Annotated in this window: 18 protein-coding genes; 14 read left to right on the forward strand and 4 right to left on the reverse strand. The window is 73.3% G+C overall.

What is annotated here, in order from left to right:
- Nucleotides 1–13: 13 nt before the first annotated feature.
- The gene (locus ACFVHO_RS18170) at nt 14–1,018 is read right to left on the reverse strand and encodes an AraC family transcriptional regulator (RefSeq protein ID WP_385715099.1); all 1,005 of its coding nucleotides are present in this window, start codon (nt 1,016–1,018) and stop codon (nt 14–16) included.
- Between the two features lie 188 nt (nt 1,019–1,206).
- Between ACFVHO_RS18170 and ACFVHO_RS18175 the strand changes: the two genes are divergently transcribed.
- Together ACFVHO_RS18175 and ACFVHO_RS18180 are read left to right on the forward strand one after the other, a co-directional pair.
- Entirely contained in the window at nt 1,207–2,127 is a 921-nt protein-coding gene (locus ACFVHO_RS18175) for an MBL fold metallo-hydrolase (RefSeq protein ID WP_385715102.1), read from the forward strand.
- 118 nt (nt 2,128–2,245) lie between these two features.
- Nucleotides 2,246–3,499, forward strand: a complete 1,254-nt coding sequence (locus ACFVHO_RS18180) for a serine hydrolase domain-containing protein (protein ID WP_385715105.1) — start codon at nt 2,246–2,248, stop codon at nt 3,497–3,499.
- 169 nt (nt 3,500–3,668) lie between these two features.
- On the opposite strand, the gene ACFVHO_RS18185 is transcribed toward ACFVHO_RS18180, so the two are convergent.
- Complete coding sequence (locus ACFVHO_RS18185) at nt 3,669–4,340, reverse strand: GDSL-type esterase/lipase family protein (RefSeq protein WP_385715108.1); 672 nt, start codon at nt 4,338–4,340, stop codon at nt 3,669–3,671.
- A 112-nt stretch (nt 4,341–4,452) separates the two neighbouring features.
- Between ACFVHO_RS18185 and ACFVHO_RS18190 the strand changes: the two genes are divergently transcribed.
- Complete coding sequence (locus ACFVHO_RS18190) at nt 4,453–5,472, forward strand: WD40 repeat domain-containing protein (protein ID WP_385715111.1); 1,020 nt, start codon at nt 4,453–4,455, stop codon at nt 5,470–5,472.
- Between the two features lie 20 nt (nt 5,473–5,492).
- Here ACFVHO_RS18190 and ACFVHO_RS18195 read toward each other — a convergent pair whose 3' ends face one another.
- Nucleotides 5,493–6,266, reverse strand: a complete 774-nt coding sequence (locus ACFVHO_RS18195; RefSeq protein ID WP_385715114.1) for a TetR/AcrR family transcriptional regulator — start codon at nt 6,264–6,266, stop codon at nt 5,493–5,495.
- Between the two features lie 152 nt (nt 6,267–6,418).
- Here ACFVHO_RS18195 and ACFVHO_RS18200 point away from each other — a divergent pair, with 152 nt between their 5' ends.
- Together ACFVHO_RS18200 and ACFVHO_RS18205 are read left to right on the forward strand one after the other, a co-directional pair.
- Nucleotides 6,419–7,486 (forward strand): ATP-binding cassette domain-containing protein, encoded by a 1,068-nt coding sequence (locus ACFVHO_RS18200; RefSeq protein ID WP_385715117.1) that lies wholly within the window; start codon nt 6,419–6,421, stop codon nt 7,484–7,486.
- Nucleotides 7,483–8,352, forward strand: coding sequence for an ABC transporter permease (locus ACFVHO_RS18205; RefSeq protein WP_385715120.1), 870 nt, complete (start codon nt 7,483–7,485; stop codon nt 8,350–8,352). The genes ACFVHO_RS18200 and ACFVHO_RS18205 overlap by 4 nt, the downstream gene beginning before the upstream one ends.
- Nucleotides 8,353–8,438: 86 nt before the next feature.
- Here ACFVHO_RS18205 and serC read toward each other — a convergent pair whose 3' ends face one another.
- Nucleotides 8,439–9,557, reverse strand: coding sequence for a phosphoserine transaminase (gene serC, locus ACFVHO_RS18210; protein ID WP_385715123.1), 1,119 nt, complete (start codon nt 9,555–9,557; stop codon nt 8,439–8,441).
- Between the two features lie 338 nt (nt 9,558–9,895).
- On the opposite strand from serC, the gene ACFVHO_RS18215 reads away from it, so the two are divergent.
- The 9 genes from ACFVHO_RS18215 to ACFVHO_RS18255 all read left to right on the forward strand — a co-directional run bounded on the left by ACFVHO_RS18215 (nt 9,896) and on the right by ACFVHO_RS18255 (nt 22,864).
- A complete protein-coding gene (locus ACFVHO_RS18215; RefSeq protein ID WP_385715126.1) occupies nt 9,896–12,718 on the forward strand; it encodes an FAD-binding and (Fe-S)-binding domain-containing protein in 2,823 nt (940 codons plus the stop codon).
- A 263-nt stretch (nt 12,719–12,981) separates the two neighbouring features.
- Entirely contained in the window at nt 12,982–13,881 is a 900-nt protein-coding gene (locus ACFVHO_RS18220) for a DMT family transporter (RefSeq protein ID WP_385715163.1), read from the forward strand.
- Nucleotides 13,882–14,109: 228 nt separating this feature from the next.
- Entirely contained in the window at nt 14,110–14,916 is an 807-nt protein-coding gene (locus ACFVHO_RS18225; protein WP_385715128.1) for a TIGR03084 family metal-binding protein, read from the forward strand.
- A gap of 80 nt (nt 14,917–14,996) precedes the next feature.
- Nucleotides 14,997–16,679, forward strand: coding sequence for an acyclic terpene utilization AtuA family protein (locus tag ACFVHO_RS18230; protein WP_385715166.1), 1,683 nt, complete (start codon nt 14,997–14,999; stop codon nt 16,677–16,679).
- Complete coding sequence (locus ACFVHO_RS18235; protein WP_385715130.1) at nt 16,676–18,277, forward strand: acyl-CoA carboxylase subunit beta; 1,602 nt, start codon at nt 16,676–16,678, stop codon at nt 18,275–18,277. Before ACFVHO_RS18230 ends, ACFVHO_RS18235 begins: the two co-directional genes overlap by 4 nt.
- A gap of 21 nt (nt 18,278–18,298) precedes the next feature.
- The gene (locus ACFVHO_RS18240; RefSeq protein WP_385715133.1) at nt 18,299–20,173 is read left to right on the forward strand and encodes an acetyl/propionyl/methylcrotonyl-CoA carboxylase subunit alpha; all 1,875 of its coding nucleotides are present in this window, start codon (nt 18,299–18,301) and stop codon (nt 20,171–20,173) included.
- Nucleotides 20,174–20,265: 92 nt separating this feature from the next.
- On the forward strand, nt 20,266–21,429 hold the full coding sequence (locus ACFVHO_RS18245; RefSeq protein ID WP_385715136.1) for an acyl-CoA dehydrogenase family protein: 1,164 nt from the start codon (nt 20,266–20,268) through the stop codon (nt 21,427–21,429).
- Nucleotides 21,430–21,438: 9 nt separating this feature from the next.
- Nucleotides 21,439–22,200 carry an enoyl-CoA hydratase family protein gene (locus ACFVHO_RS18250; RefSeq protein ID WP_385715139.1) on the forward strand — a complete coding sequence of 254 codons (762 nt, stop codon included), beginning with the start codon at nt 21,439–21,441 and terminating at the stop codon, nt 22,198–22,200.
- Nucleotides 22,201–22,249: 49 nt separating this feature from the next.
- Nucleotides 22,250–22,864 carry a TetR/AcrR family transcriptional regulator gene (locus ACFVHO_RS18255; RefSeq protein ID WP_385715142.1) on the forward strand — a complete coding sequence of 205 codons (615 nt, stop codon included), beginning with the start codon at nt 22,250–22,252 and terminating at the stop codon, nt 22,862–22,864.
- Nucleotides 22,865–22,916: the final 52 nt, after the last annotated feature.

The following is a 22,916-nucleotide window of genomic DNA, read 5'->3' on the forward strand; positions in this document are numbered from 1 at the left end:
GGGCTCTAGGGCCTTAGACGACGGTTCGCTTTCGGTAGCGGCCCGGCGTCACCCCGAACTCCCTGCTGAACGCGTGCGACAGCGCGTACGGCGAGCCGTAGCCCACCCGGCGCGCGATCGCGTCCAAGGGCGCCTCGCCGTCCCGCAGCAGCGCCGCCGCCCGCATCATCCGCCACCAGGTCAGGTACGCCATCGGCGGGCGGCCGACCAAGGTCGTGAACCTGCGGGCCAGGGTGGCCCGGGACACACCCGCGCGGGCCGCGAGGGCTTCGTTCGTCCAGGGGTGGGCCGGGTCCGTGTGCAGCAGGCGCAGGGCCGTCGCCACCGCCGGGTCGCCGAGCGCGCACGCCCAGCCCGGCGTCCCCGCCTCCGCCCGGTCGGCCAGCCATGCCCGGATCAAGTAGACGAGGAGCAGGTCAAGGAGGCCCGGTACGGCGATGTCCCTGCCGGGGCGGGTACCCGTCGTCTCGTGCGCCAACAGGCCGAGGGCCGCGTGCAGTTCGGGGTGGCGGTCCGGGGCCGCCGGGAGGTGGACCACGTCGGGCAGCTCGGCCAGGAGGGGGTGGGCTCGGGCCCGGTCCAGGCGGTACTTGCCGCACATCAGCTCTGCGGTGGGGGTGTTTGGTTCAGGGGTGCTTGGTCCGGGGGTGCTCGGGTCGGGGAGGTTCGGTTCGAGGGGATTCGGGTCGGGGGTGCTCGGGGCGGAGGCGTTCTGCTCGCGCCGGATCGACCAGCGTTCGAAATCCAGCGCCCGTCTCGCCGCCTCCGGCCCCTCCGCCGCCGCGTCCGCGAGCACGTGCTCCGAGCCGTGCGGCAGCAGCACCACATCGCCCCGGCCCAGCGGGACCGGCCGGTGACCCTCGTCGAGCAGCAGCTGGCAGCTGCCCGCCAGGACCACGTGGAAGCCCGCCCCCTCGTACGCGGACAGCCTGGCGCTCCAACTACCCGCCGCCCCTACCCGGTTCGCCGAGGGGTCCCCGACCCGCACCGCCGCGATCGCGTCGCTCACCACGTCCATGCGGTCAGCGTACGTGGAGAGTGAGGCGTTTGCGTATTCGGGTGAAGCTGTCGCGCATTGAGGCGCTCATAGGTGCCTCCTAGCGTGGGGGTGCAGTGGTCGACGGCCGACACGGGGTCGATGGCCGGTACGGGGTCGATGGCCGCACGGGGTCGAAGGTCCACGCGAGGCCGATGGAGGGTGGAGCTATGGAGCGGTTCATGCTGGGGGACGTCGAGGTCCTGCGGGTCGAGGAGCTGCGGGGGCGCTTCGGCTCCGGGCGGGTGCTCGTGCCCGACTGTCCGCCCGAGGTGTGGGACGCCCACCGGGAGTGGCTGGAGCCGGACTTCTGGGAGCCCGAGGACGACCAGGTCGTGGGCGTCGTACAGACGTGGGTGCTGCGCAGCGAGGGGCGTACGGTCCTCGTCGACACGGGGGTCGGCAACGGGCGGCGGCGGCCGGGCTCGCCGCACTTCGACCAGCTGGAGACGGACTACCTCGGGCGGCTCGCGGCCGTCGGCGTGCGCCCCGAGGACGTGGACGTCGTCGTCAACACCCATCTGCACGGGGACCACGTCGGCTGGAACACCCGGGCTGAGGGCGACAGTTGGGTGCCCACGTTCCCGAACGCCTCGTACCTCATGCCCGCCGCCGACCACGCGTACCTCTCGCCGGAGGGTGTCGCGGCGCGGCCCGCGCCCCCTGACGACGCCTCGCGCGCCCGCCGGGAGGAGCAGCGGAACATCTTCGCGGACAGCGTGGAGCCGGTGGTGCGGGTCGGGCAGGCCGTGCTGTGGGAGGGCGGCCACCGCATCGACGGGCAGCTCACCCTCGAACCCGCCCCCGGCCACACCCCGGGCTCCTCCGTGCTGCGGCTCGCCTCCGGCACGGACCGGGCCGTCTTCGTGGGCGATCTGCTGCACACCCCGGTGCAGATCCTGGAGCCGGAGTGCAGCAGCTGTCTGTGCGAGGACCCGAAGGGGGCGGCCGTCAGTCGGCGGCGGGTGCTGGAACGGGCTGCCGATGAGCGGGAGTTGTTCGTGCCCGCGCACTTCGGGGGGTCCGGGGTGGCTGAAGTGCGGCGGGAGGGTGGGAAGTTCGGGATTCGGGGGTGGGGGGAGCAGGGCTAGGGTGCCGGGAGCGGGCGGGGATCAGGGGTGGGGGCGTAGGGCCCCTAGTGTGTTCCCCTGAGCGATCTCCGGGGGATTCCTGATGGAGCGGGGTGGGCCTGGCTGGTGAGCTGGATCCATGAATCACAGCTCGCTGCGCTTACCTTCCCGTCGTCGCCCGGCCGTCCTCGGTGTGGTCCTCGGTGCCGTGTGCGCGCTCGTCGCCGCCGCGCCGGGCTTCGCTGCCCCCGCCGACAAGCCGCACCGGCCGCCGCCGTCCCCGGCACACGCGCGGCCCCCGGCACACGCCCCGACCCAGGCCGCCCTCGACCGGATCGTCGAGCAGGGCACGCCCGGCGTCATAGCCCAGGTCCGGGAGGGGCGCCGGGTGTGGCACGGCCGCGCCGGGGTCCGCGACCTCACGACCGGGGACCAGCGCGACAGCCACGAGAAGTTCCGCATCGCCAGCCTGACCAAGACCTTCACGTCCGTGGTGCTGCTCAAGCTGGAGGCCGAGGGACGCCTGTCCCTGGACGACAGCGTCGAGAAGTGGCTGCCGGGCGTGGTGCGCGGCAAGGGGTACAGGCCGCAGGCCATCACGGTCCGGCACCTGCTGAACCACACGAGCGGGATCTTCGACTACAACATGGACGAGGGCTTCCGAGCCAAGTACGCGGGAGACGAGTTCGACAAGAACCGCTACACCCGGTGGAAGCCCGCGCAACTGGTCGACATCGCGCTCGCCCACCCGCCCAACTTCCAGCCGGAGAAGGGCAGCAAGCCCGGAGCCGCCGGTGAGTGGGACTACTCGGACACCAACTACATACTCGCCGGAATGATCATCGAGAGGGCGACGGGCGACACGTACAAGGAGGCGGTCGACCGGCGCATCATCCACCCGCTCGGCCTGCGCGGCACCAGCGTGCCCGGCCACTCGCCCAAGCTGCCCCGGCCGCACGCGACGCACTACTCCACGCTCTTCGAGGACCCACCGCACGCGAAGGTGCGCGACGTCACCGAGTTCAGCCCCACGGTCGCCTTCGCCGCCGGGCAGCTCATATCGACCACGGCCGACGTGAACACCTTCATGGCGAAGCTTCTCGGCGGCCGACTCCTGCCGCCCGCCCAGCAGCGGGCCCTGCTCGCCGCCGTCCCCGTCGACGGCGACAAGGGCCACGGCGGCCCGGAGGACGTCTACGGCCTCGGCATACGTCACTTCAAGCTGAAGGAGGGCTGCTGGGCCTGGGGCCACGGCGGCATGATCCCCGGATCGGCGAGCCGCACGGTGGCCTCGGCGGACGGCCGGCATGTGCTGACCATGAACCGCAACGGGGACTGGGGCGAGCAGAAGGGGGAGGACGCGGTGGTCGAGGCCGAGTTCTGCGGGAGCTGAGGGCCGCTTGCGCACTGCGGGCTCCGCGCGGGCTCCTGGGCTCCGCGCGGGCTCCTGGGCTCCGCGCGGGCTCCTGGGCTCCGCGCGGGCACCTGGACTCTGTGGGCTCCTGGGCTCCGCGGGGGAGGGGACACCTGGGCGAGAGGGCCGACCAAGCCTCGTGGGGCGGCTACTCCGGCGGACCGCCCAGGCCCCACGCCTCCCACATCGCCGCCGCGAACGCCCCCGCCAGCTTCCGCTCGCCGTGCTCGTTGGGGTGGGTGCCGTCGTAGGTGTCGAGGTGGATGTCGTACTCGGGCGGGGGTGAGGCCAGGAGCAGGGCGGAGGCGGAGGTGTCCAGGTCGGCGACCGTCTTGGCGAGGAGTTCGTTGAAGCGGGTGACCTCGGCGGCGAAGTCGGGGTCGTCCTCGGCGCGGACGTTCGGTATGACCGGCAGGACGGCGAGGGCGACGCGCGGGTTGGCGCCGCGGGCCTCGGCGACGAAGCGGGCCACGTTCGCGGCGGTCTGCTCGGCGTTGGTGTAGAAGCCCAGGTCGATGAGGCCGAGGGAGACGAGGAGGACGTCCGCGCGGTCGGCCCGGACGGCGTCGGCGATCAGCGGGGTCAGGTGCTGCCAGCCCTCGCCCCAGCCGGCCAAGTGGCGGCGCGGGAAGTCGGGTTCGGCGTACTCGTACGACGTGGGGGCCTCGGTCGCCTTGTCGTACAAGGTCTCCCGGGGGCCGACGATCTTGAAGGGGGCGCCGTGGGTGGCGCACAGGTGGCGCCACATCCAGTAGCGCCAGGTGTGTTCCCCGGCGCTTCCGATGGTCATCGAGTCGCCGACGAACATGAACCTGAGCATCCGCTCATCATCGCGGTACCGAGGGGTGCCCGGCCGCCCCGCCGCGTGTGAGGCTGAGCACGCCGTGCGACCCCGGGGCCGCCTCCGCCGCGCGGATGGCACGCTTGGGAGCATGCGCTCGCTTCCGTCTGTGGTCCCCGGTGCCGCCACCGCCGCCGTCGCCGTGTCCACGGCGCTCGCTCTCACGGTCCTGACCGCTCCTGCGGCCCACGCCGACGGCGGCAAGGGCAATGACGGGTTCAGCATCAAGGACCCCCGCATCACCGAGTCCAGCGGCCTCGTCGCGTCCCGCGCCCACCCCGGCGTGTACTGGACGCACAACGACCAGGACAAGGGCGCGTTCCTGTACGCGGTGGACAGCGCCACCGGCAAGACCGTCGCCACGATCACGATGACCGGCGTCGGCAGGCCGCGCGATGTCGAGGCGATCTCGATGGGGCCTGACGGCGATCTGTACGTCGGCGACATCGGCGACAACCTCGGCGGCAAGTGGTCGTTCGTGTGGATCTACAAGCTGCCCGAGCCCAAGCAGCTCAAGGACCAGTCGATCCGGGCGAAGCAGTACGTCGTGAAGTACTCGGACGGGCCGCGCGACGCCGAGTCGATGATGGTCCACCCGAAGACGGGGCGGGTCTACATCGTGGACAAGAAGGAGGACGGCGAGGCCAGCCTCTACCAGGGACCGCCGCCCGCGCGGATGTCCACGTCCCGGACCAACGTCTTCGAGCGCGTCGCCGACGTCGACCTGTGGGCGACCGACGGCGCCTTCTCACCCAACGGCAAACAGCTTGCCCTGCGCGGCTACTTCGGCGGCGTCTCCTACCGGTGGGAGGGCGACGGCAAGATCAAGCGCGAGGGCCGCCTGAGCGTGCCCCTCCAGCGCCAGGGCGAGTCGGTGACGTACAGCCCGGACGGCACCCGCCTCATGTTCGGCACCGAGGGCCAGGAGAGCGACGTCGAGCCGAGGGACGTCGAGGGGGCGGGGGCACCCGGCGGTTCGTCGTCCACCGGAGGCGCCGACGGCGACGATGGCGACGGTCTCGGTGGCGGCGGCTACAAGAGCGGGGTTCTTGTCGTCGCGGCCGTGGTCCTCGCCTTCTTCGGCCTGAAGCGGGTCTTCCGGAAGAGCTAGCGCCAGGCGAAGTTCGCCCGTCACTTCCCGTGCGGCCTCGCCGCCTCCCGCCCCCGGCTCTCCACCAATACCTCCAAGCCGTCCAGGATTCGCTGGAGGCCGAATTCGAAGTGGTCGAAGTCCGAGCCGAAGGCGTCTTCCGAGAGGCCTGCGAGGAGGGGGAACTTGCCGCTTTCCATGATGCGTTCGAGGACGGGGCGCTGGGCCTCCCAGAAGGCCTCGTCCGTGAGTTGTGAGTCGGCCTCGGCCTGGGCCGCGTGTACGTGGTTGCGGGCGACGCCCGAGACGTATCCCTCGACCATGATCAGGACTGAGATCAGCTCGGGGTCGGTCAGGCCCATCGGCTTGATGTAGGTGAGGACCCGCTCCAGGCCGCCGACCGCGCTCGGGCCGAGTACGGGGCGCGCCTGGTTGACCTGGAGCAGCCAGGGGTGGCGTTGGTACTGCGCCAGCGTCGAGCGTCCGTACGCCGCGACGGCCGTGCGCCAGCCGCCGTGGAAGGCCTCCTCGTCGTCGCCGGGTGCCTGCACGTGGTTGAGCATCAGGTCGAGCAGCTCGGCCTTGCCGGGGACGTAGCGGTAGAGGGACATCGTGCCCGTGCCCAGCTCCGTGGAGAGGCGGCGCATGGAGACCGCGGCGATGCCCTCGGCGTCGGCGAGCCGCACGGCCGTGGTGACGATCCGGTCCAGTGTCAGGGCCGGTTTCGGTCCGCGCGTGGGGCGCTCGCCGCCGCCCCACATCAGTTCCAGGCTGCGTGTGATGTCGCCGCTGCCGCTGGTCTCCGTGGTCGCCATGGATCTCACGATAAGCCCTTGGGGTGAAACTGAGTACGGTGTACTCTTAATTGGGTACGGTGTACTCACAAGGGTGCCCGTGCGGTGCGGGCGGCAGTGGCCCGATCCGCGCGGACGCGGCACACGGATCGGGAACGGGAGTTGGAGGGGCAGTGAGCGACAGTGACTTCGGCGGGCGCGACGACGGGCGCGACGACGCCGGCGAATACGCGGTCCGGGCCCGCGGCCTGGAGAAGCGGTACGGCGACAAGAAGGCCCTGGACGGCTTCGACCTGACCGTGGCCCACGGCACGGTGCACGGGCTGCTCGGTCCGAACGGCGCGGGCAAGACCACGGCGGTGCGGATCCTGTCCACGCTGATCCGGCTCGACGGCGGCAGCGCCACGGTCGGCGGCGCGGACGTCCGGCGCGACGCCCGCGTCGTACGCGGCCGCATCGGCCTGACCGGTCAGTACGCCGCGGTCGACGAGATCCTCAGCGGACGGCAGAACCTGGAGATGTTCGGCCGCCTCTTCCACCTCGGCGGCAGGCGGGCCGCGCGGCGCGCCGAGGAACTCCTTGAGCAGTTCGGCCTGGAGGCCGCCGCCGACAAGGGCGCGGGCACGTACAGCGGCGGCATGCGGCGCCGCCTCGACCTCGCCGCCTCGATGATCCTCGCCCCGTCCGTCCTGTTCCTGGACGAGCCGACGACCGGCCTCGACCCGCGCGGCCGCAGCGAGGTCTGGGACTCCGTACGGGACCTGGTGGGCCGCGGCACCACCGTGCTGCTCACCACGCAGTATCTGGAGGAGGCCGACAAGCTGGCCTCCCGCATCACCGTCATCGACCAGGGCCGCGCCATCGCCGACGACACCCCCGACGGCCTCAAGGCGACCGTCGGCGGCAGCCATCTGGAAGTCGTCGTCGCCGAGCCCGCCGACCTGCCCGCCGCCGTCAAGGCCGTCGCCCGCGTCGCGGACGGCGTGCCCGAGACGATCGACGCGGAGCGCCGCGTGCAGGCCGCGGTCACCGACCGGGTGGGCGCCCTCACCGACGTCGCGCGCACCCTCCAGGACGAGGGCATCGCGGTCGAGGACATCGGGCTGCGGCGGCCGAGCCTGGACGACGTGTTCCTGCGGCTGACCGGGGGGCGGCCCGCGGGGGATCCGGACGAGCAGACGCGGCAGGCGCAAGGGCAGGGGCAGGCACAGGGGTTGGACCGGACGGGAGCCGCGGCATGAGTGACGTGATGACGAGAACGACGACGAGTGGGGGCGGCGCCGGGGGCGGCGACCTCGCCGTGGGCGCCGAGCGCGGGCGGGCGTACTGGGCGGTCGCCGACACCCTCAACGTCACCCGCCGCTACCTGACCCACTTCCAGCGCCAGCCCATCATGATCGCCTGGCAGCTCGGCTTCCCCATCATCAGCGTGCTCCTGTACGGATTCGTCTTCGGCGAGGCCATGAAGGTGCCCGGCGGCGAAGGCGACTACAAGCAGTTCCTGATGCCCGGCATGTTCGTGATGACCATGGCCTTCGGCTTCATGAACACCGCGATGGGCGTCGTCACCGACGCCTCCAAGGGCGTCATCGACCGCTTCCGCTCCATGCCCATGGCGCCCTCGGCGGTGTCGGCCGGACGCGGTCTCTCCGACCTCGTCGTGGCCTGCGCGGAGCTGACGATCCTCGCGCTCACGGCCCTGGCGATCGGCTGGCGGCCGGGAAACGGCGTCCTCAACGCGGTGGCCGCGTTCGCGCTGCTTCTGCTGCTGCGCTTCAGCCTGATCTGGGTGGGCGTCTGGCTCGGTCTGATCGTGCCCAGCGCGGAGGCGGCCGGCGGTCTCTACGCGGTGGCGTTCCCGCTGACGATGATCTCCAGCGTGTTCGTGGCGCCGTCCCTCATGCCGGACTGGCTGGCGCCCGTCGCCGCCTGGAACCCGGTGTCGTCCACCGGCACGGCGGCCCGTGAACTCTTCGGCAACCCCGGCGCGGGCGGATCCAGCTGGATCGAGCAGAACGCGGTGCTCATGGCGGTGGTGTGGCCGCTGGTGTTGACGGCGGTGTTCCTGCCGATGGCTGTGCGGAGGTTCAAGCGGCTCAGCCGTTGAGGGGCTCTGGGTACGAGGACGGCCCGGGTGCGCTTGGTGCGTGCCCGGGCCGTGCTCGTACGGGGTGTTGTGGTTTCTACGGGGCGTTACAGCTTCTCGATCACGTAGTCCACGCACTTCGTCAGCGCCTCGACGTCCGCCGGGTCGATCGCCGGGAACATCGCCACGCGCAGCTGGTTGCGGCCCAGCTTGCGGTACGGCTCCGTGTCCACGATGCCGTTCGCGCGCAGCGCCTTGGCGACGGCCGCCGCGTCGATCTCGTCGGCGAAGTCGATCGTGCCGATGACCTGCGAGCGCTTCGCCGGGTCCGTGACGAACGGAGTCGCGTACTTCGACTCCTCCGCCCAGCCGTACAGCGTCCGCGCCGACGTCGCCGTGCGCCGCACCGACCAGTCGAGGCCGCCCTGGCCGTTGATCCAGTCCAGCTGCTCGGCGAGCAGGAACAGGGTCGCGAGCGCCGGGGTGTTGTACGTCTGGTTCTTGCGGGAGTTGTCGATCGCCGTGGGGAGGCTGAAGAACTCCGGTACGTGCCGTCCGCTCGCGTGGATCCGCTCGGCGCGCTCGATCGCCGCCGGGGAGAACGCGGCCACCCACAGGCCGCCGTCCGAGGCGAAGGACTTCTGCGGCGCGAAGTAGTACACGTCGCTCTGCGCGATGTCCACGGGCAGGCCGCCCGCGCCCGACGTCGCGTCCACCAGGACCAGGGAGCCCGCGTCGGCGCCCGCGACCCGCTGGATCGGGGCGGCCACGCCGGTCGACGTCTCGTTGTGCGTGAACGCGTACACGTCCACGCCCTCCTCCGCCTCCGGGTCGGGGTGCGTGCCCGGGTCCGACGCGACGACCGTCGGCTCCGCCAGCCACGGGGCCAGCTTCGCCGCCTTCGCGAACTTCGAGCTGAACTCGCCGAAGGACAGGTGCTGCGACTTGTTCTCGATCAGGCCGTGCGTCGCCACGTCCCAGAACGCGGTCGAGCCGCCGTTGCCGAGGATCACCTCGTAGCCCTCGGGGAACTGGAACAGCTCGCGCACGCCCTCGCGGACCCGGCCCACCAGGTTCTTCACCGGGGCCTGGCGGTGGGACGTACCGAGGAGCGAGGTGCCGGTCGCGGCCAGGGCGTCGAGGGCCTCCGTCCGCACCTTGGAGGGGCCCGCGCCGAAACGGCCGTCGGCGGGCTTGATGTCAGCGGGAATCTGGATCTCAGCCACGTAGGGAGCGTAGCTGTTTCGGGACGTGGGGGGCGGGCTCGTCCATCCCGCGAGACGTTGCCCGGTGCCGGGAGGTGGGGGTTTTCCCGCGCTACCGCGCGGGTTTCTCTCCCACCCGCCCACCCGTTTCCAGTCGGCCGTAAGCTCCGCGCCCCCGTCCGGCCCCCCGCCGACCTCCGGTTCAGGTCGGCCGTGCCTCCCGGTGGCGGGTTCGGTCGTTCGGCGTCGGCGGGGTGGGTGGGTTCTTCCCCCGCGCTACCGCGCGGGGGCAGCCCCGGACCACGTTGGTGTTGATGTTGGCGGTGACTAGGGGCGTGGGCGTGGGCAACCTCTGGGGCATGGGTACTGGGAACGAGTTGGAGCAGGTGCTGCGGCGTGCGGTCCGGGGGGACGTGGACTTCTCCGTGACGGGGCGGGCGTTGAACACGATGGACGCGTCGAACTACCGGCGCGTCCCGGTGGGCGTCGTCGCCCCGCGCGACGCGGCCGACGTGGCCGCCGTCCTGGCCGCCTGCCGGGAGCACGACGTGCCGGTGGTGGCGCGCGGCGGCGGGACGTCCATCGCCGGTCAGGCCACCGGGACAGGAGTCGTCCTGGACTTCACCCGGCACATGGCGGAAGTCCTGGAGCTCGACCCGGACGCCCGCACGGCCCGGGTGCAGCCCGGCCTCGTACTGGACACCCTGCGGAGCGCCGCAGCCCCGCACGGCCTCACGTTCGGCCCCGACCCCTCCACGCACAGCCGCTGCACCCTCGGCGGCATGATCGGCAACAACTCGTGCGGCTCCCACTCCGTGGCCTGGGGCACGACCGCGGACAATGTTCGAGGGCTGACCGTCGTCACCGCCACTGACGCCACGGGCGCCCCCCGCGTGCTGGAGCGGGGCACCTGGGACGGTGCCCCGGACGGCCTGCGCGCCCTCGTCGAAGGCGACCTCGCCCTGCTCCGCACCGGCTTCCCCGACCTCCCACGCCGCATCTCCGGCTACGCCCTCGACGCCCTCCTGCCGGAGCACGGCCCCGACCTTCCCCGCTTCTTCTGCGGCAGCGAAGGCACCCTCGGCATCCTGACCGAGGCCACGGTCCGCCTCGTCGAGGCGCCGCGCGCCCGCGCCCTCGCCGTCCTCGGCTACGCCGACGAGAGCGCCGCCGCCGAGGCCGCCCCCGGCCTGCTCCCGCTCCGCCCCCTCACCGTCGAGGGCATGGCCGCCGACCTCGTACGCGACCCGCGCGGCCTGCCCAAGGGCGGCGCCTGGCTGTTCGTGGAGACGGGCGGCGGCACGCCGGAGGAGGCGAAGGCGGGCGCCGAGGCCGTCGTGCGGGGCGCGGACTGCGGGGACGCCGTCGTCGTCACCGACCCCGCGCGGCAGCGCGCCCTGTGGCGGGTCCGCGAGGACGCCTCCGGCACGGCCACCCGCATGCCCGACGGCACGGAGGCGTGGCCCGGCTGGGAGGACTGCGCGGTGCCGCCCGCCCGCCTCGGGCCCTACCTCCGCGACTTCCGCGGCCTCCTCGCCGAGCACGGCCTGCGCGGCACCCCGTACGGGCACTTCGGCGACGGGTGCATCCATGTGCGGATCGACTTCGACCTGCTCACGGACCCCGGCATCGCCCGCTTCCGACGCTTCTCCGAGGACCTCGCCGACCTCGTCGTCGCCCACGGCGGCTCCCTCTCCGGCGAGCACGGCGACGGGCAGGCCCGCGCCGAACTGCTGCCGAGGATGTACGGGCCCGAACTCGTCCGCCTCTTCGAGCGCGCCAAGGACCTCTGGGACCCCGCGGGCCTCCTCAACCCCGACATGCTCGTCCGCCCCGCCCCCCTCGACACCAACCTCCGTTTCACGCCCCTGCCCCGCGAGCCCGTCGATGTCGCCTTCGGCTACCCGCACGACGGCGGTGACTTCTCCGCCGCCGTCCGCCGGTGCGTCGGCGTCGCCAAGTGCCGTACGACGACGGCCGCGTCCGGCGGCGGCGTGATGTGCCCGTCCTTCCGCGCCACCGGCGAGGAGGAGCACTCCACGCGCGGCCGCGCCCGGCTCCTGCACGAGATGCTCGCCGGGGAGGTCGTCGCGGACGGCTGGCGCTCCACCGAGGTGCGCGACGCCCTCGACCTGTGCCTGTCCTGCAAGGGCTGCCGCTCCGACTGCCCGGTCGGCGTCGACATGGCCACGTACAAGGCCGAGTTCCTGCACCACCACTACGCGGGGCGGCGCAGGCCCGCCGCGCACTACGCGATGGGCCGCCTGCCGCGCTGGCTCCGCGCCGTCGCCGCGACCCGCACGGCCCGCGTCGCCAACCTCCTCGCCGCCGTCGGCCCGCTGGCCGCCCTCGCCAAGCGCCTCGGCGGGATCGAGCCCCGGCGGGCGCTGCCACGGGTGGCGCCGGTGACGTTCCGGCAGTGGTGGCGTCGGCGTACGCGCGGGGGCTCGGCCACCAAGGCCGCCGTCGGCACCGTCGTCCTGTGGCCCGACACCTTCACCGACCACCTCTCGCCCGCCGTCGCCCGCGCCGCCGTCCGCGTCCTCGAAGCCGCCGGTCTCACCGTCGTGCTGCCGCCCGACGGCGTGTGCTGCGGGCTCACCTACGTCTCCACCGGCCAGCTCGACCAGGCCCGCGCCGTGCAGCGCCGCACCCTGGAGCTGATGCGTCCGCTCCTGGCCGCGGGCACGCCCCTCGTCGTCCTCGAACCGAGCTGCGCGGCCGCCCTGAAGACGGACCTGGTCGAGCTGGCCCCGCCGGACGAGCCGGGGGCGCGGGAGCTCGCCGCGTCGGTGGTCACGTTCGCGCAGGCCCTGGAGGAGTACGCCCCCGACTGGCGGCCGCCGCGCCTGGACCGCGCGGTCGTCGGCCAGACCCACTGCCACCAGCACGCCGTCCTCGGCGACGCGGCCGAACGCCGACTGCGCGCCGCCGCGGGCCTCGACGGCGAACTGTCCGGCGGCTGCTGCGGCCTCGCGGGCAACTTCGGCTTCGAGAAGGGGCACTTCGACGTGTCGACGGCCTGCGCCGAGGAGCAGTTGCTGCCCGCCGTGCGGCAGGCCCCGCCCGGCGCCGAGGTCCTGGCGGACGGCTTCTCCTGCCGCACCCAGCTGGAGCAGCTGGCGGGGGTGCGGGGGCGGCACCTGGCGGAGGTCCTCGCGGAGGCGCTGGAGGAAAGGTGAGGAGTGGGGTGTAAGGGGACTTTTCCGGGTGTACGTCGCGATGCGGTCTCCGTAAGCTGCGAAAGGGTTTCACATCCCTGACGTAGTCCATTACCTTGGACGATGAAGTCCATGAGCGTGGACTGTACGGCTGGTCGTCGCGGCGGCGACGGCGGGAAAGGCGTGGCGTGAACATCTCTCGTACGGACGGGGCGGCGGCGCCCGAGGGTGTGGCTGCCGCCGAGGCGCCGGTCACGGTCGGGCAGCCCGAGGTGGCGGGGGCGGTGGCCGAGGACGCGGCGGGCCCCGGTGCCGGCGGCGGTCGCCGCGCGGCCCTCGCGCCCATCGGCCTGGTCCTCGCGGGCTGCGTCTCCGTCCAGTTCGGCGGGGCCATCGCCGTCAGCCTGATGCCGCGCGCCGGAGCCCTCGGCGTGGTCACGCTGCGCCTCCTGTTCGCCGCGCTGGTGCTCCTCGTCGTCTGCCGCCCCCGGCTGCGCGGGCACTCGCGGGCCGACTGGGGCACCGTCCTCGCCTTCGGCGCGACGCTGGCCGCGATGAACGGCCTCTTCTACCAGGCCGTGGACCGCATCCCGCTGGGCCCGGCCGTCACCCTCGAAGTCCTCGGCCCGCTCGCCCTGTCCGTGATCGCCTCGCGCCGCCTGGTGAACGTGGTCTGGGCGGGGCTCGCCCTGTGCGGCGTCTTCCTGCTCGGCGGGGGCGGCTTCGGCGAACTCGACCCGGTCGGCGTGGCGTTCGCGCTCGCCGCGGGGGCGATGTGGGCGGCGTACATCGTGTTCAGCGCCCGGACCGGGCGGCGCTTCCCGCAGGCGGACGGCCTCGCCCTCGCGATGGCCGTCGCGGCGATCCTCGTCCTTCCCCTCGGCATCATCGAGTCCGGCTCGAAGCTGACGGTCCCCAGCACCCTGGGCCTCGCGGCGGCGGTCGCCGTCATGTCCTCCGTGCTGCCCTACACCCTCGAACTCCTCGCCCTGCGCCGCCTGCCCGCCTCCACCTTCGCCGTGATGATGAGCCTGGAACCGGCCATCGCCGCCATCGCGGGCTTCCTGATCCTCGACCAGTCCCTCACCCTCGTCGAATCCCTCGCGATCACCCTGGTCATCGCGGCGAGCATGGGCGCGGTGCGGACGCAGGTGGGGCGGGGGAAGGCGAAGACGGCTCCCTGAGTCCTCCGGGCTCCTGGGCCTTCTGGGCTCCTGGGGCCTCGGGCTCCTGGGTCCTCCGGGTCTCTGGGTCCTCCCGGTCCCTGGGCCCCCTGACGCTCCGAGGGGCCGGTCGACGGTCACCCCCCGGCCCCCGTCCACACGGCCGGAAAATAACCAAGCACGCTTGCTTGTTTCTCGTAGCGCTGCCATGCTCCCTGGCACACCGCCCTGCCCGGAGGGGAGCGCACCGTGTCCGACGTCAGTGCCGTGCTCGACGATCTGCGTGCCGAGAGCGACGAACTCGACCAGCTGGTCGGGGACTTGGGAGAGGCGAGCTGGACGCTCGACACCCCCGCGGTCGGCTGGACCATCGCCCACCAGATCGCGCACCTCGCCTGGACCGACCGGGCCGCGCTGCTCGCGGTGACCGACGCCGACGCCTTCGCCGTGCACGCGGCCGTCGCGCTGAAGTCGCCGGACACCTTCGTCGACGACGGCGCCCGGGAGGGGGCCGCGGTGCCCCCGGGAGAGCTGCTCGCGCGGTGGCGGGACGGGCGGGAGGCGTTGCAGGGCGCGCTGCGGGCGGCGCCCGCCGGGGCCCGCTTCCCCTGGTACGGGCCGCCCATGTCCGCCGCCTCCGTCGCGACCGCGCGGATCATGGAGACCTGGGCCCACGGCCAGGACGTCGCCGACACCCTCGGCGTCCGGCGCGCCCCCACCGACCGCCTCCGGCACGTCGCCCGCATCGGCGTCCGGGCACGCGACTACGCGTACGCGGTACGCGGACTCACCCCGCCCGCAGAGGAGTTCCGCGTCGAACTCCACGCGCCGAGCGGCGACGTGTGGACGTACGGGCCGGAAGAAGCGGCCCAGCGCGTCACCGGCTCCGCCCTCGACTTCTGCCTCCTCGCCACCCGCCGCGCCCACCCCGACGACCTGGCGCTACGGGCGGAGGGCCCCGACGCCGAGCACTGGCTCACCATCGCCCAGGCGTTCGCGGGGCCGCCGGGGGAGGGGCGGGCGAGCACGAAGGACGCCGAGGAGGGCGGGGCGTGAGGGCCGGGGACGAGGGCCGTCGGCCTGGGGGCGGTGCCGGAGACGCCCACCGTCCGGCCAAGACCCGAGAACCCCTCCGCGTGGGCAACGCCTCCGGCTTCTACGGCGACCGTCACACCGCCGTACGGGACATGCTCACCGGCGGCCCCCTGGACGTCCTCACCGGCGACTACCTCGCCGAGCTGACGATGCTCATCCTCGGCCGGGACCGCCTCAAGGACCCGGACCGGGGATACGCGAAGACGTTCCTGAAGCAGATGGAGGAGTGCCTGGGGGAGGCCCTCGACCGGGGCGTGCGGGTCGTCGCCAACGCGGGCGGCCTCAACCCGGCGGGCCTCGCGGAGCAGCTGCGGGAGCTGGCGGAACGCCTCGGCCTCGACGTGCGCGTGGCCCACGTGGAGGGCGACGACCTCGGCCCCCGCTTCCGCGACGCCCTCACCGCGCACGCCTACCTCGGCGGCTTCGGCATCACGGAGGCGCTGCGCGCGGGCGCCGACATCGTCGTCACCGGCCGCGTCACCGACGCCGCCCTCGTCACCGGGCCCGCCGCCGCCCACTTCGGCTGGGGACCCGGCGACCACGACCGGCTCGCGGGCGCCGTCGTCGCCGGTCACATCCTGGAGTGCGGCACCCAGGCCACCGGCGGCAACTACGCCTTCTTCCACGAGTTCGACCCCAAGTCCCTGCTCCGCCCCGGCTTCCCGCTCGCCGAGGTGCACGCCGACGGCTCCTGCGTCATCACCAAGCACGACGGGACGGGCGGAGTCGTCGACGTCGGCACGGTCACCGCGCAGCTCCTGTACGAGACGTCCGGCGCCCGCTACGCCGGGCCCGACGTCACCGCCCGCCTCGACACCGTCCGCCTCACCCAGGTCGGCCGGGACCGCGTCCGCGTCGACGGGGTGCGGGGCGAGGCGCCGCCGCCCACCCTCAAGGCCGGGCTCACCCGCGTCGGCGGGCACCGCAACGAGGTCGTGTTCGTCCTCACCGGCCTCGACGTCGACGCGAAGGCCGCCCTCGTGCGCGCCCAGATCGAGGACGCGTTCAGCCACTCCAAGTCCCGCCCCGCCGAAGTGCGGTGGGAGCTGGCCCGCACCGACCGCCCGGACGCCGACACCGAGGAGACCGCGAGCGCCCTGCTGCGGCTCGTCGTGCGCGACCGGGACGCGGACGTGGTGGGCCGCGCCCTCAGCGGCGCCGCGATCGAGCTGGCCCTCGGCAGCTACCCCGGCTTCCACGTCACCGCCCCGCCCGGCAAGGGCACTCCGTACGGCGTGTTCGAGGCGGTGTACGTCGACGCCGCCTCCGTACGGCAGGTGGCCGTGACCCCGGACGGGCTTCGGGTGGACATCCCCCCGGCCACGGCGGGCGGGACGCGTGAGCTGGCCGACGTCGAACCGCCTGAGCTGCCCGAGCCGCTGGCGTACGACCGGACCCGGCGCCTGCCCCTGGGGACCGTCGCCGGTGCCCGCAGCGGGGACAAGGGCGGGGACGCCAACGTCGGCGTGTGGGTGCGCACCGACGACGCCTGGCGGTGGCTCGCCCATCACCTGACCGTCGAAAGGTTCCAGGGTCTGGTCCCGGAGAGCCGCGAGCTGAAGGTGACCCGGCACGTGCTCCCCAACCTCCGCGCCCTCAACTTCCACGTCGAGGGGATCCTCGGCGAGGGAGTCGCCTCACAGGCCCGCTTCGACCCGCAGGCCAAGGGCCTCGGCGAGTGGCTGCGCGCCCGCCACCTCGACATCCCGGAGGTACTGCTGTGACCGTGCTCGCGTCCGCGCTCGACCCCGCGAGCCCCGACTACGCCGACCATCGCGCCGCCATGCTCGCCAAGCTGGCCGACCTCGACGCCGAGCAGGCCAAGGCCCTCGACGGGGGCGGCGAGAAGTACGTCCGGCGCCACCGCGACCGGGGCAAGCTCCTCGCCCGGGAACGCATCGAGCTGCTGCTCGACCCGGACACGCCGTTCCTGGAGCTGTCGCCGCTCGCGGCCTGGGGGAGCGAGTACCCGGTCGGGGCCTCCATGGTGACCGGCATCGGTGTCGTCGAGGGCGTGGAGTGCCTGATCACCGCCAACGACCCGACGGTACGCGGCGGCGCCAGCAACCCCTGGACGCTGAAGAAGGCGTTCCGCGCGCACGAGATCGGGCACGCCAACCGGCTGCCGTCCATCCACCTGGTGGAGTCCGGGGGCGCCGATCTGCCGTCGCAGAAGGAGATCTTCATTCCGGGCGGCGCCCTGTTCAAGCACCTCACGCAGTCCTCGGCCGCCGGGATCCCGACGATCGCCGTGGTCTTCGGCAACTCCACGGCGGGCGGCGCCTACGTCCCCGGCATGTGCGACCACGTGATCATGGTCAAGGAGCGCGCGAAGGTGTTCCTCGGCGGGCCGCCGTTGGTGAAGATGGCGACCGGCGAGGAGAGCGACGACGAGTCGCTCGGCGGCGCCGAGATGCACGCCCGCACCTCCGGCCTCGCCGACCACCTCGCCGAGGACGAGCACGACGCGCTCCGCCAGACCCGCCGCGTCGTCGCCCGCCTCAACTGGCGCAAGGCGCACGCCGACCCGGCCGCCCCCGCCGAGCCGCCCAAGTACGACGCCGACGAACTCCTCGGCATCGTCCCCGGCGACCTGCGCACCCCCTTCGACCCCCGCGAGGTCATCGCGCGCGTCGTCGACGGCTCGGACTTCGACGAGTTCAAGCCCCTGTACGGCACGAGCCTGGTGACGGGCTGGGCGAGCCTGCACGGCTACCCGGTCGGCATCCTCGCCAACGCGCAGGGCGTGCTGTTCTCCGCGGAGTCGCAGAAGGCCGCCCAGTTCATCCAGCTCGCCAACCAGCGCGACATCCCGCTGCTCTTCCTGCACAACACCACCGGCTACATGGTCGGCAAGGAGTACGAGCAGGGCGGCATCATCAAGCACGGCGCCATGATGATCAACGCGGTGTCGAACTCGAAGGTGCCGCATCTGTCCGTCCTCATGGGCGCCTCCTACGGCGCCGGGCACTACGGCATGTGCGGGCGCGCCTACGACCCCCGGTTCCTGTTCGCCTGGCCCAGCGCCAAGTCCGCCGTCATGGGCCCGCAGCAGCTCGCGGGCGTCCTGTCGATCGTGGCGCGGCAGTCGGCGGCGGCGAAGGGCAAGCCGTACGACGACGACGCGGACGCGGCGCTGCGGGCGATGGTGGAGCAGCAGATCGAGTCCGAGTCGCTGCCGATGTTCCTGTCGGGGCGGCTGTACGACGACGGCGTGATCGACCCGCGCGACACCCGCACCGTCCTCGGCATCTGTCTGTCCGCGCTGCACACGGCCCCGGTCGAGGGCACGCGCGGCGGCTTCGGCGTCTTCAGGATGTGAGGGAAGGTGACGGAATCACCCATGATTTCCAAGCTGTTGGTCGCCAACCGGGGCGAGATCGCCTGCCGGGTGTTCCGTACGTGCCGTGAGCTCGGCATCGCCACGGTCGCCGTGCACTCCGACGCGGACGCGGACGCGCTGCACGTGCGCGAGGCCGACGAGGCCGTGCGCCTTCCGGGGGCGGCGCCCGCGGAGACGTATCTGCGCGGCGAGCTGATCGTGAAGGCCGCGCAGGCGGCGGGCGCCGACGCGATCCACCCGGGCTACGGCTTCCTCTCCGAGAACGCCTCCTTCGCGCGGGCCGTCGCCGACGCGGGCCTCGTGTGGATCGGGCCGCCGCCTGAGGCCATCGAGGCGATGGCGTCCAAGACGCGCGCGAAGGAACTGATGGGGCTCGCGCCGCTCGCCGTGGGCGCGGTCACGGCGGCCGACCTGCCGGTGCTCGTGAAGGCGGCCGCCGGCGGCGGCGGGCGCGGCATGCGGGTCGTACGGGAACTGGACGCCCTGAAGGGCGAGTTGGAGGCCGCGCGGGCCGAGGCAGCGAGTGCCTTCGGGGACGGCGAGGTGTTCGTCGAGCCGTACGTCGAGGGCGGGCGGCACGTCGAGGTGCAGGTCATGGCCGACGGGCACGGGGCGGTGTGGGCCCTCGGGACGCGCGACTGCACGCTCCAGCGCCGCCACCAGAAGGTCATCGAGGAGGCCCCGGCGCCGGGGCTCTCCGACGAGCAGGTCCGTGAGCTGCACGACCTGGCGGTGCGGGCCGCCCGCGCCACCGACTACCGGGGCGCGGGCACCGTCGAGTTCCTGCTCGCCGCCGACGGCACCGCGCACTTCCTGGAGATGAACACCCGCCTCCAGGTCGAACACCCCGTGACGGAGGCCGTGTTCGGCCTCGACCTCGTCGCGCTGCAGATCCGGATCGCCGAGGGCGAGCCGCTGCCGGGCCCGCAGCCGCCGCCCGCGCACGGCCACGCCGTCGAGGCCCGCCTGTACGCGGAGGACCCGGCGGCCGGCTGGGCCCCGCAGACCGGCACCCTGCACCGCGTCGCCGTGCCGGACGGGGTGCGCCTGGACACCGGCTACGCGGACGGCGACGCCGTGGGCGTGCACTACGACGCGATGCTCGCGAAGGTGGTCACCCACGCGCCGACCCGCGCGGAGGCCCTGCGCAAGCTGGCCGGGGCCCTGGAGCGGACCGTGGTCCACGGCCCGGTCACCAACCGGGACCTCCTCGTCCGCTCCCTGCGCCACCCCGAGTTCGCGGCGGCCCGCATGGACACCTCGTTCTACGACCGGCACCTGCCCGACCTGACCGGGCCCGGCGCGGGCCCGGACGTCCGGCACGCGCCGCTCGCCGCCGCCCTCGCCGACGCCTGCGGGCGCTCCCGCTTCGGCGGCTTCCGCAACCTGCGCTCACAGCCCCAGGTCAAGCGGTACCGGACCGTGGCGGACGGCGTCGAGCACGAGGTCAGGTACACGCACGCGCGCGGCGGCCCGGCCGCCGACGACGTGCGGGTGGTGCGGGCCGCGCCCGACGCCGTCGTGCTCGAAGTCGAGGGCGTACGGCGGGAGTTCGCCGTGACGACGTACCCAGACGGGCGCGTGTACGTCGGGAACGTGGCGCTCGACGCCCTGTCGCTGCTGCCCGAACCCACCGTGCGGCAGGAGCCGGGGTCGCTGCTCGCGCCGATGCCGGGCACGGTCCTGCGGGTCGCGGAGGGCCTGGCGGAGGGCGCGCGGGTCGAGGCGGGGCAGCCGGTGGTGTGGCTGGAGGCGATGAAGATGGAGCACCGCGTGGTGGCACCGGCCGCGGGCGTCCTGACCGTCCTGCACGCCGTACCGGGGCGGCAGGTCGAGGTGGGCGCGCTGCTCGCGGTGGTCCAGGAGGACGCGTAGCCGACGGCGGCCCCGGACGGGCTTGCCGCCGCGGTGGCTCAGGAAGACGTACAGCTCACTGTGGTCAAGGAAGACGTACAGGAGGAAGAACTGTGAACGCTCCCGTGCTCGAAACCGAGGAACACCAGGCGTTGCGCGCGGCCGTCGCGGCGCTCGGCAAGCGCTACGGCCGGGACTACATGACCCGGGTCATACGGGACGAGGGCCACCCCGACGAACTGTGGGCCGACGCCGCCAAACTCGGCTACCTGGGGGCGAACCTGCCCGAGGAGTACGGCGGCGGGGGTGGCGGCATCGCCGAACTCTCCATCGTCCTGGAGGAGTTGGGGGCGGCGGGCAGCCCGCTCCTCATGATGGTGGTGTCCCCGGCCATCTGCGGCACGGTGATCGCCCGCTTCGGCACCGAAGTGCAGAAGCAGACGTGGCTGCCGGGGCTCGCCGACGGCAGCCGCACGATGGCGTTCGGCATCACCGAGCCCGACGCGGGCTCCAACTCGCACCGCATCACCACCACCGCCCGCAGGGACGGCGACGACTGGATCCTGACCGGCCGCAAGGTCTTCATCTCCGGCGTGGACATCGCCGACGCGACCCTGATCGTCGGCCGCACCGAGGACGCCCGCACCGGCAAGCTGAAGCCCTGCCTGTTCATCGTCCCGCGCGACGCGCCGGGCTTCGCGCGCCACCGCATCGACATGGAACTCCAGGCCCCGGAGAAGCAGTTCGAGCTGGTCCTCGACGAGGTGCGGCTGCCCGCCGACGCGCTGGTGGGCGACGAGGACGCCGGACTGCTCCAGCTCTTCGCCGGGCTCAACCCGGAGCGGATCATGACGGCGGCGTTCTCCCTCGGCATGGCGCGCTTCGCCCTCGCACAAGCCGTCGCGTACGCCAAGGAACGCAGCGTGTGGAAGGCCCCGATCGGCGCCCACCAGGCCATCGCCCACCCGCTGGCCCAGTCCCACATCGAGATCGAACTCGCCCGCCTGATGATGCAGAAGGCGGCCCGGCTCTACGACGACGGGGACGACCTGGGCGCGGGCGAGGCCGCGAACATGGCGAAGTTCGCGGCGGCCGACGCCTGCGTGAAGGCCGTCGACCAGGCCGTGCACACCCTCGGCGGCAACGGCCTGACCAAGGAGTTCGGGCTCGCCGCGCTGATCGTGGCGTCCCGGGTCGCGAGGATCGCCCCGGTGAGCCGGGAGATGATCCTGAACTTCGTGTCCCACCAGACCCTGGGCCTGCCCAAGTCGTACTAGGGAGTTCTGATGGAAATCCGGACAGGTACTGTCCTGGTCTCGGCTCCCGACCGGGGCATCGTCACCCTCACCCTGGACTCACCCGCCAACCGCAACGCGCTGTCGGCGGCCCTCGTGGGCGAACTGTCGCGCGCGCTCACCGAGGTGGGCGCCGACGACGGGGTGCGCGCCGTGGTGCTCTGCCACACCGGCACCACGTTCTGCGCCGGTGCCGACCTGCGCGAACCGCCGGACCCGGGGGCGTTCGTGGCCCTGCTCCGACAGCTCGTGGAACTGCCCAAGCCGGTGGTCGCGCGGGTGCGCGGGCACGTCAGGGCGGGCGGGCTCGGGCTGCTCGGGGCCTGCGACATCGTGGTCGCGGGCGGCCCGGACGTCTCGTTCGCGCTGACCGAGGTGCACATCGGGGTCGTACCGGCGGTGATCTCCCTGACCCTCCTGCCGCGCCTCGACGCGCGGGCGGCGAGCCGCTACTACCTCACCGGCGAGCGCTTCGGCGGCGCCGAGGCGGCCCGGATCGGCCTGGTCACGGCCTACGCGGGCGCCGACGACGGCGTCGGCGTCGTCCTCGAACCGGTCCTCGAAGGCCTGCGCAAGGCCGCTCCGGGGGCGCTGGCCGACGCGAAGAAACTCGTCACGGCTAGGGTTCTTGACGCATTCGACAAGGAAGCGGACGCCCTCGTGACCCTCTCCGCCCACCGCTTCGGCTCCGCCGAGGCCAAGGAGGGGATGGAGGCGTTCCTGGAACGACGGGAGCGTTCATGGGCGCTGTGAGCGGGGGGCGCCGAGGGGCGCGGCTGGGTGGCATGGTCGAGGTGTGCCGATGGGTGCCGTGACCGAGGACGACCGCGCGCCCAAGCAGGACCGCAGCCGGGTCACCCGGCAGCGGCTCCTGGAGGCGGCCGTGGCCTGCCTGGCCGAGCACGGCTGGGCGGGCTCGACGGTGTCCGTGGTCGCCGAGCGGGCCGGGGTGTCGCGGGGCGCCGCCCAGCACCACTTCCGCACCCGCGAGGAACTGTTCACCGCGGCCGTCGAGTACGTCGCCGAAGAGCGGTCGGCCGCACTGCGCGGGCTCTTCCCCGAGGGCGCCGGAGCCTCCGCCCGGGCCGACCGGACCGCGGTCGTCGCGGCCCTGGTCGACCTGTACACCGGCCCGCTGTTCCGGGCCGCCCTCCAGCTGTGGGTCGCCGCGTCCAACGAGGACCAACTGGGGCCGAGGGTCGCCGAGTTGGAGGCCCGCGTCGGCCGCGAGACGCATCGCATCGCGGTGGAGCTGCTCGGTGCCGACGAGGGGGTGCCCGGGGTGCGGGAGACCGTGCAGGGGCTGCTCGACATGGCGCGGGGGCTCGGCCTCGCGAACCTCCTCACGGACGACGGGGCCCGTCGGAAGCGGGTCGTGGTGGAGTGGGGGCGGTTGGTGGACGAGGCGCTGCGCTGAGCCCTTCCCCAACCCCGCCCCTTCCCGAAACCGGGGGCTGCGCCCCCGGACC

It is taken from the genome of Streptomyces sp. NPDC127108 (assembly GCF_042677545.1).
In the GTDB taxonomy this organism is placed as follows: Bacteria; Actinomycetota; Actinomycetes; order Streptomycetales; family Streptomycetaceae; genus Streptomyces.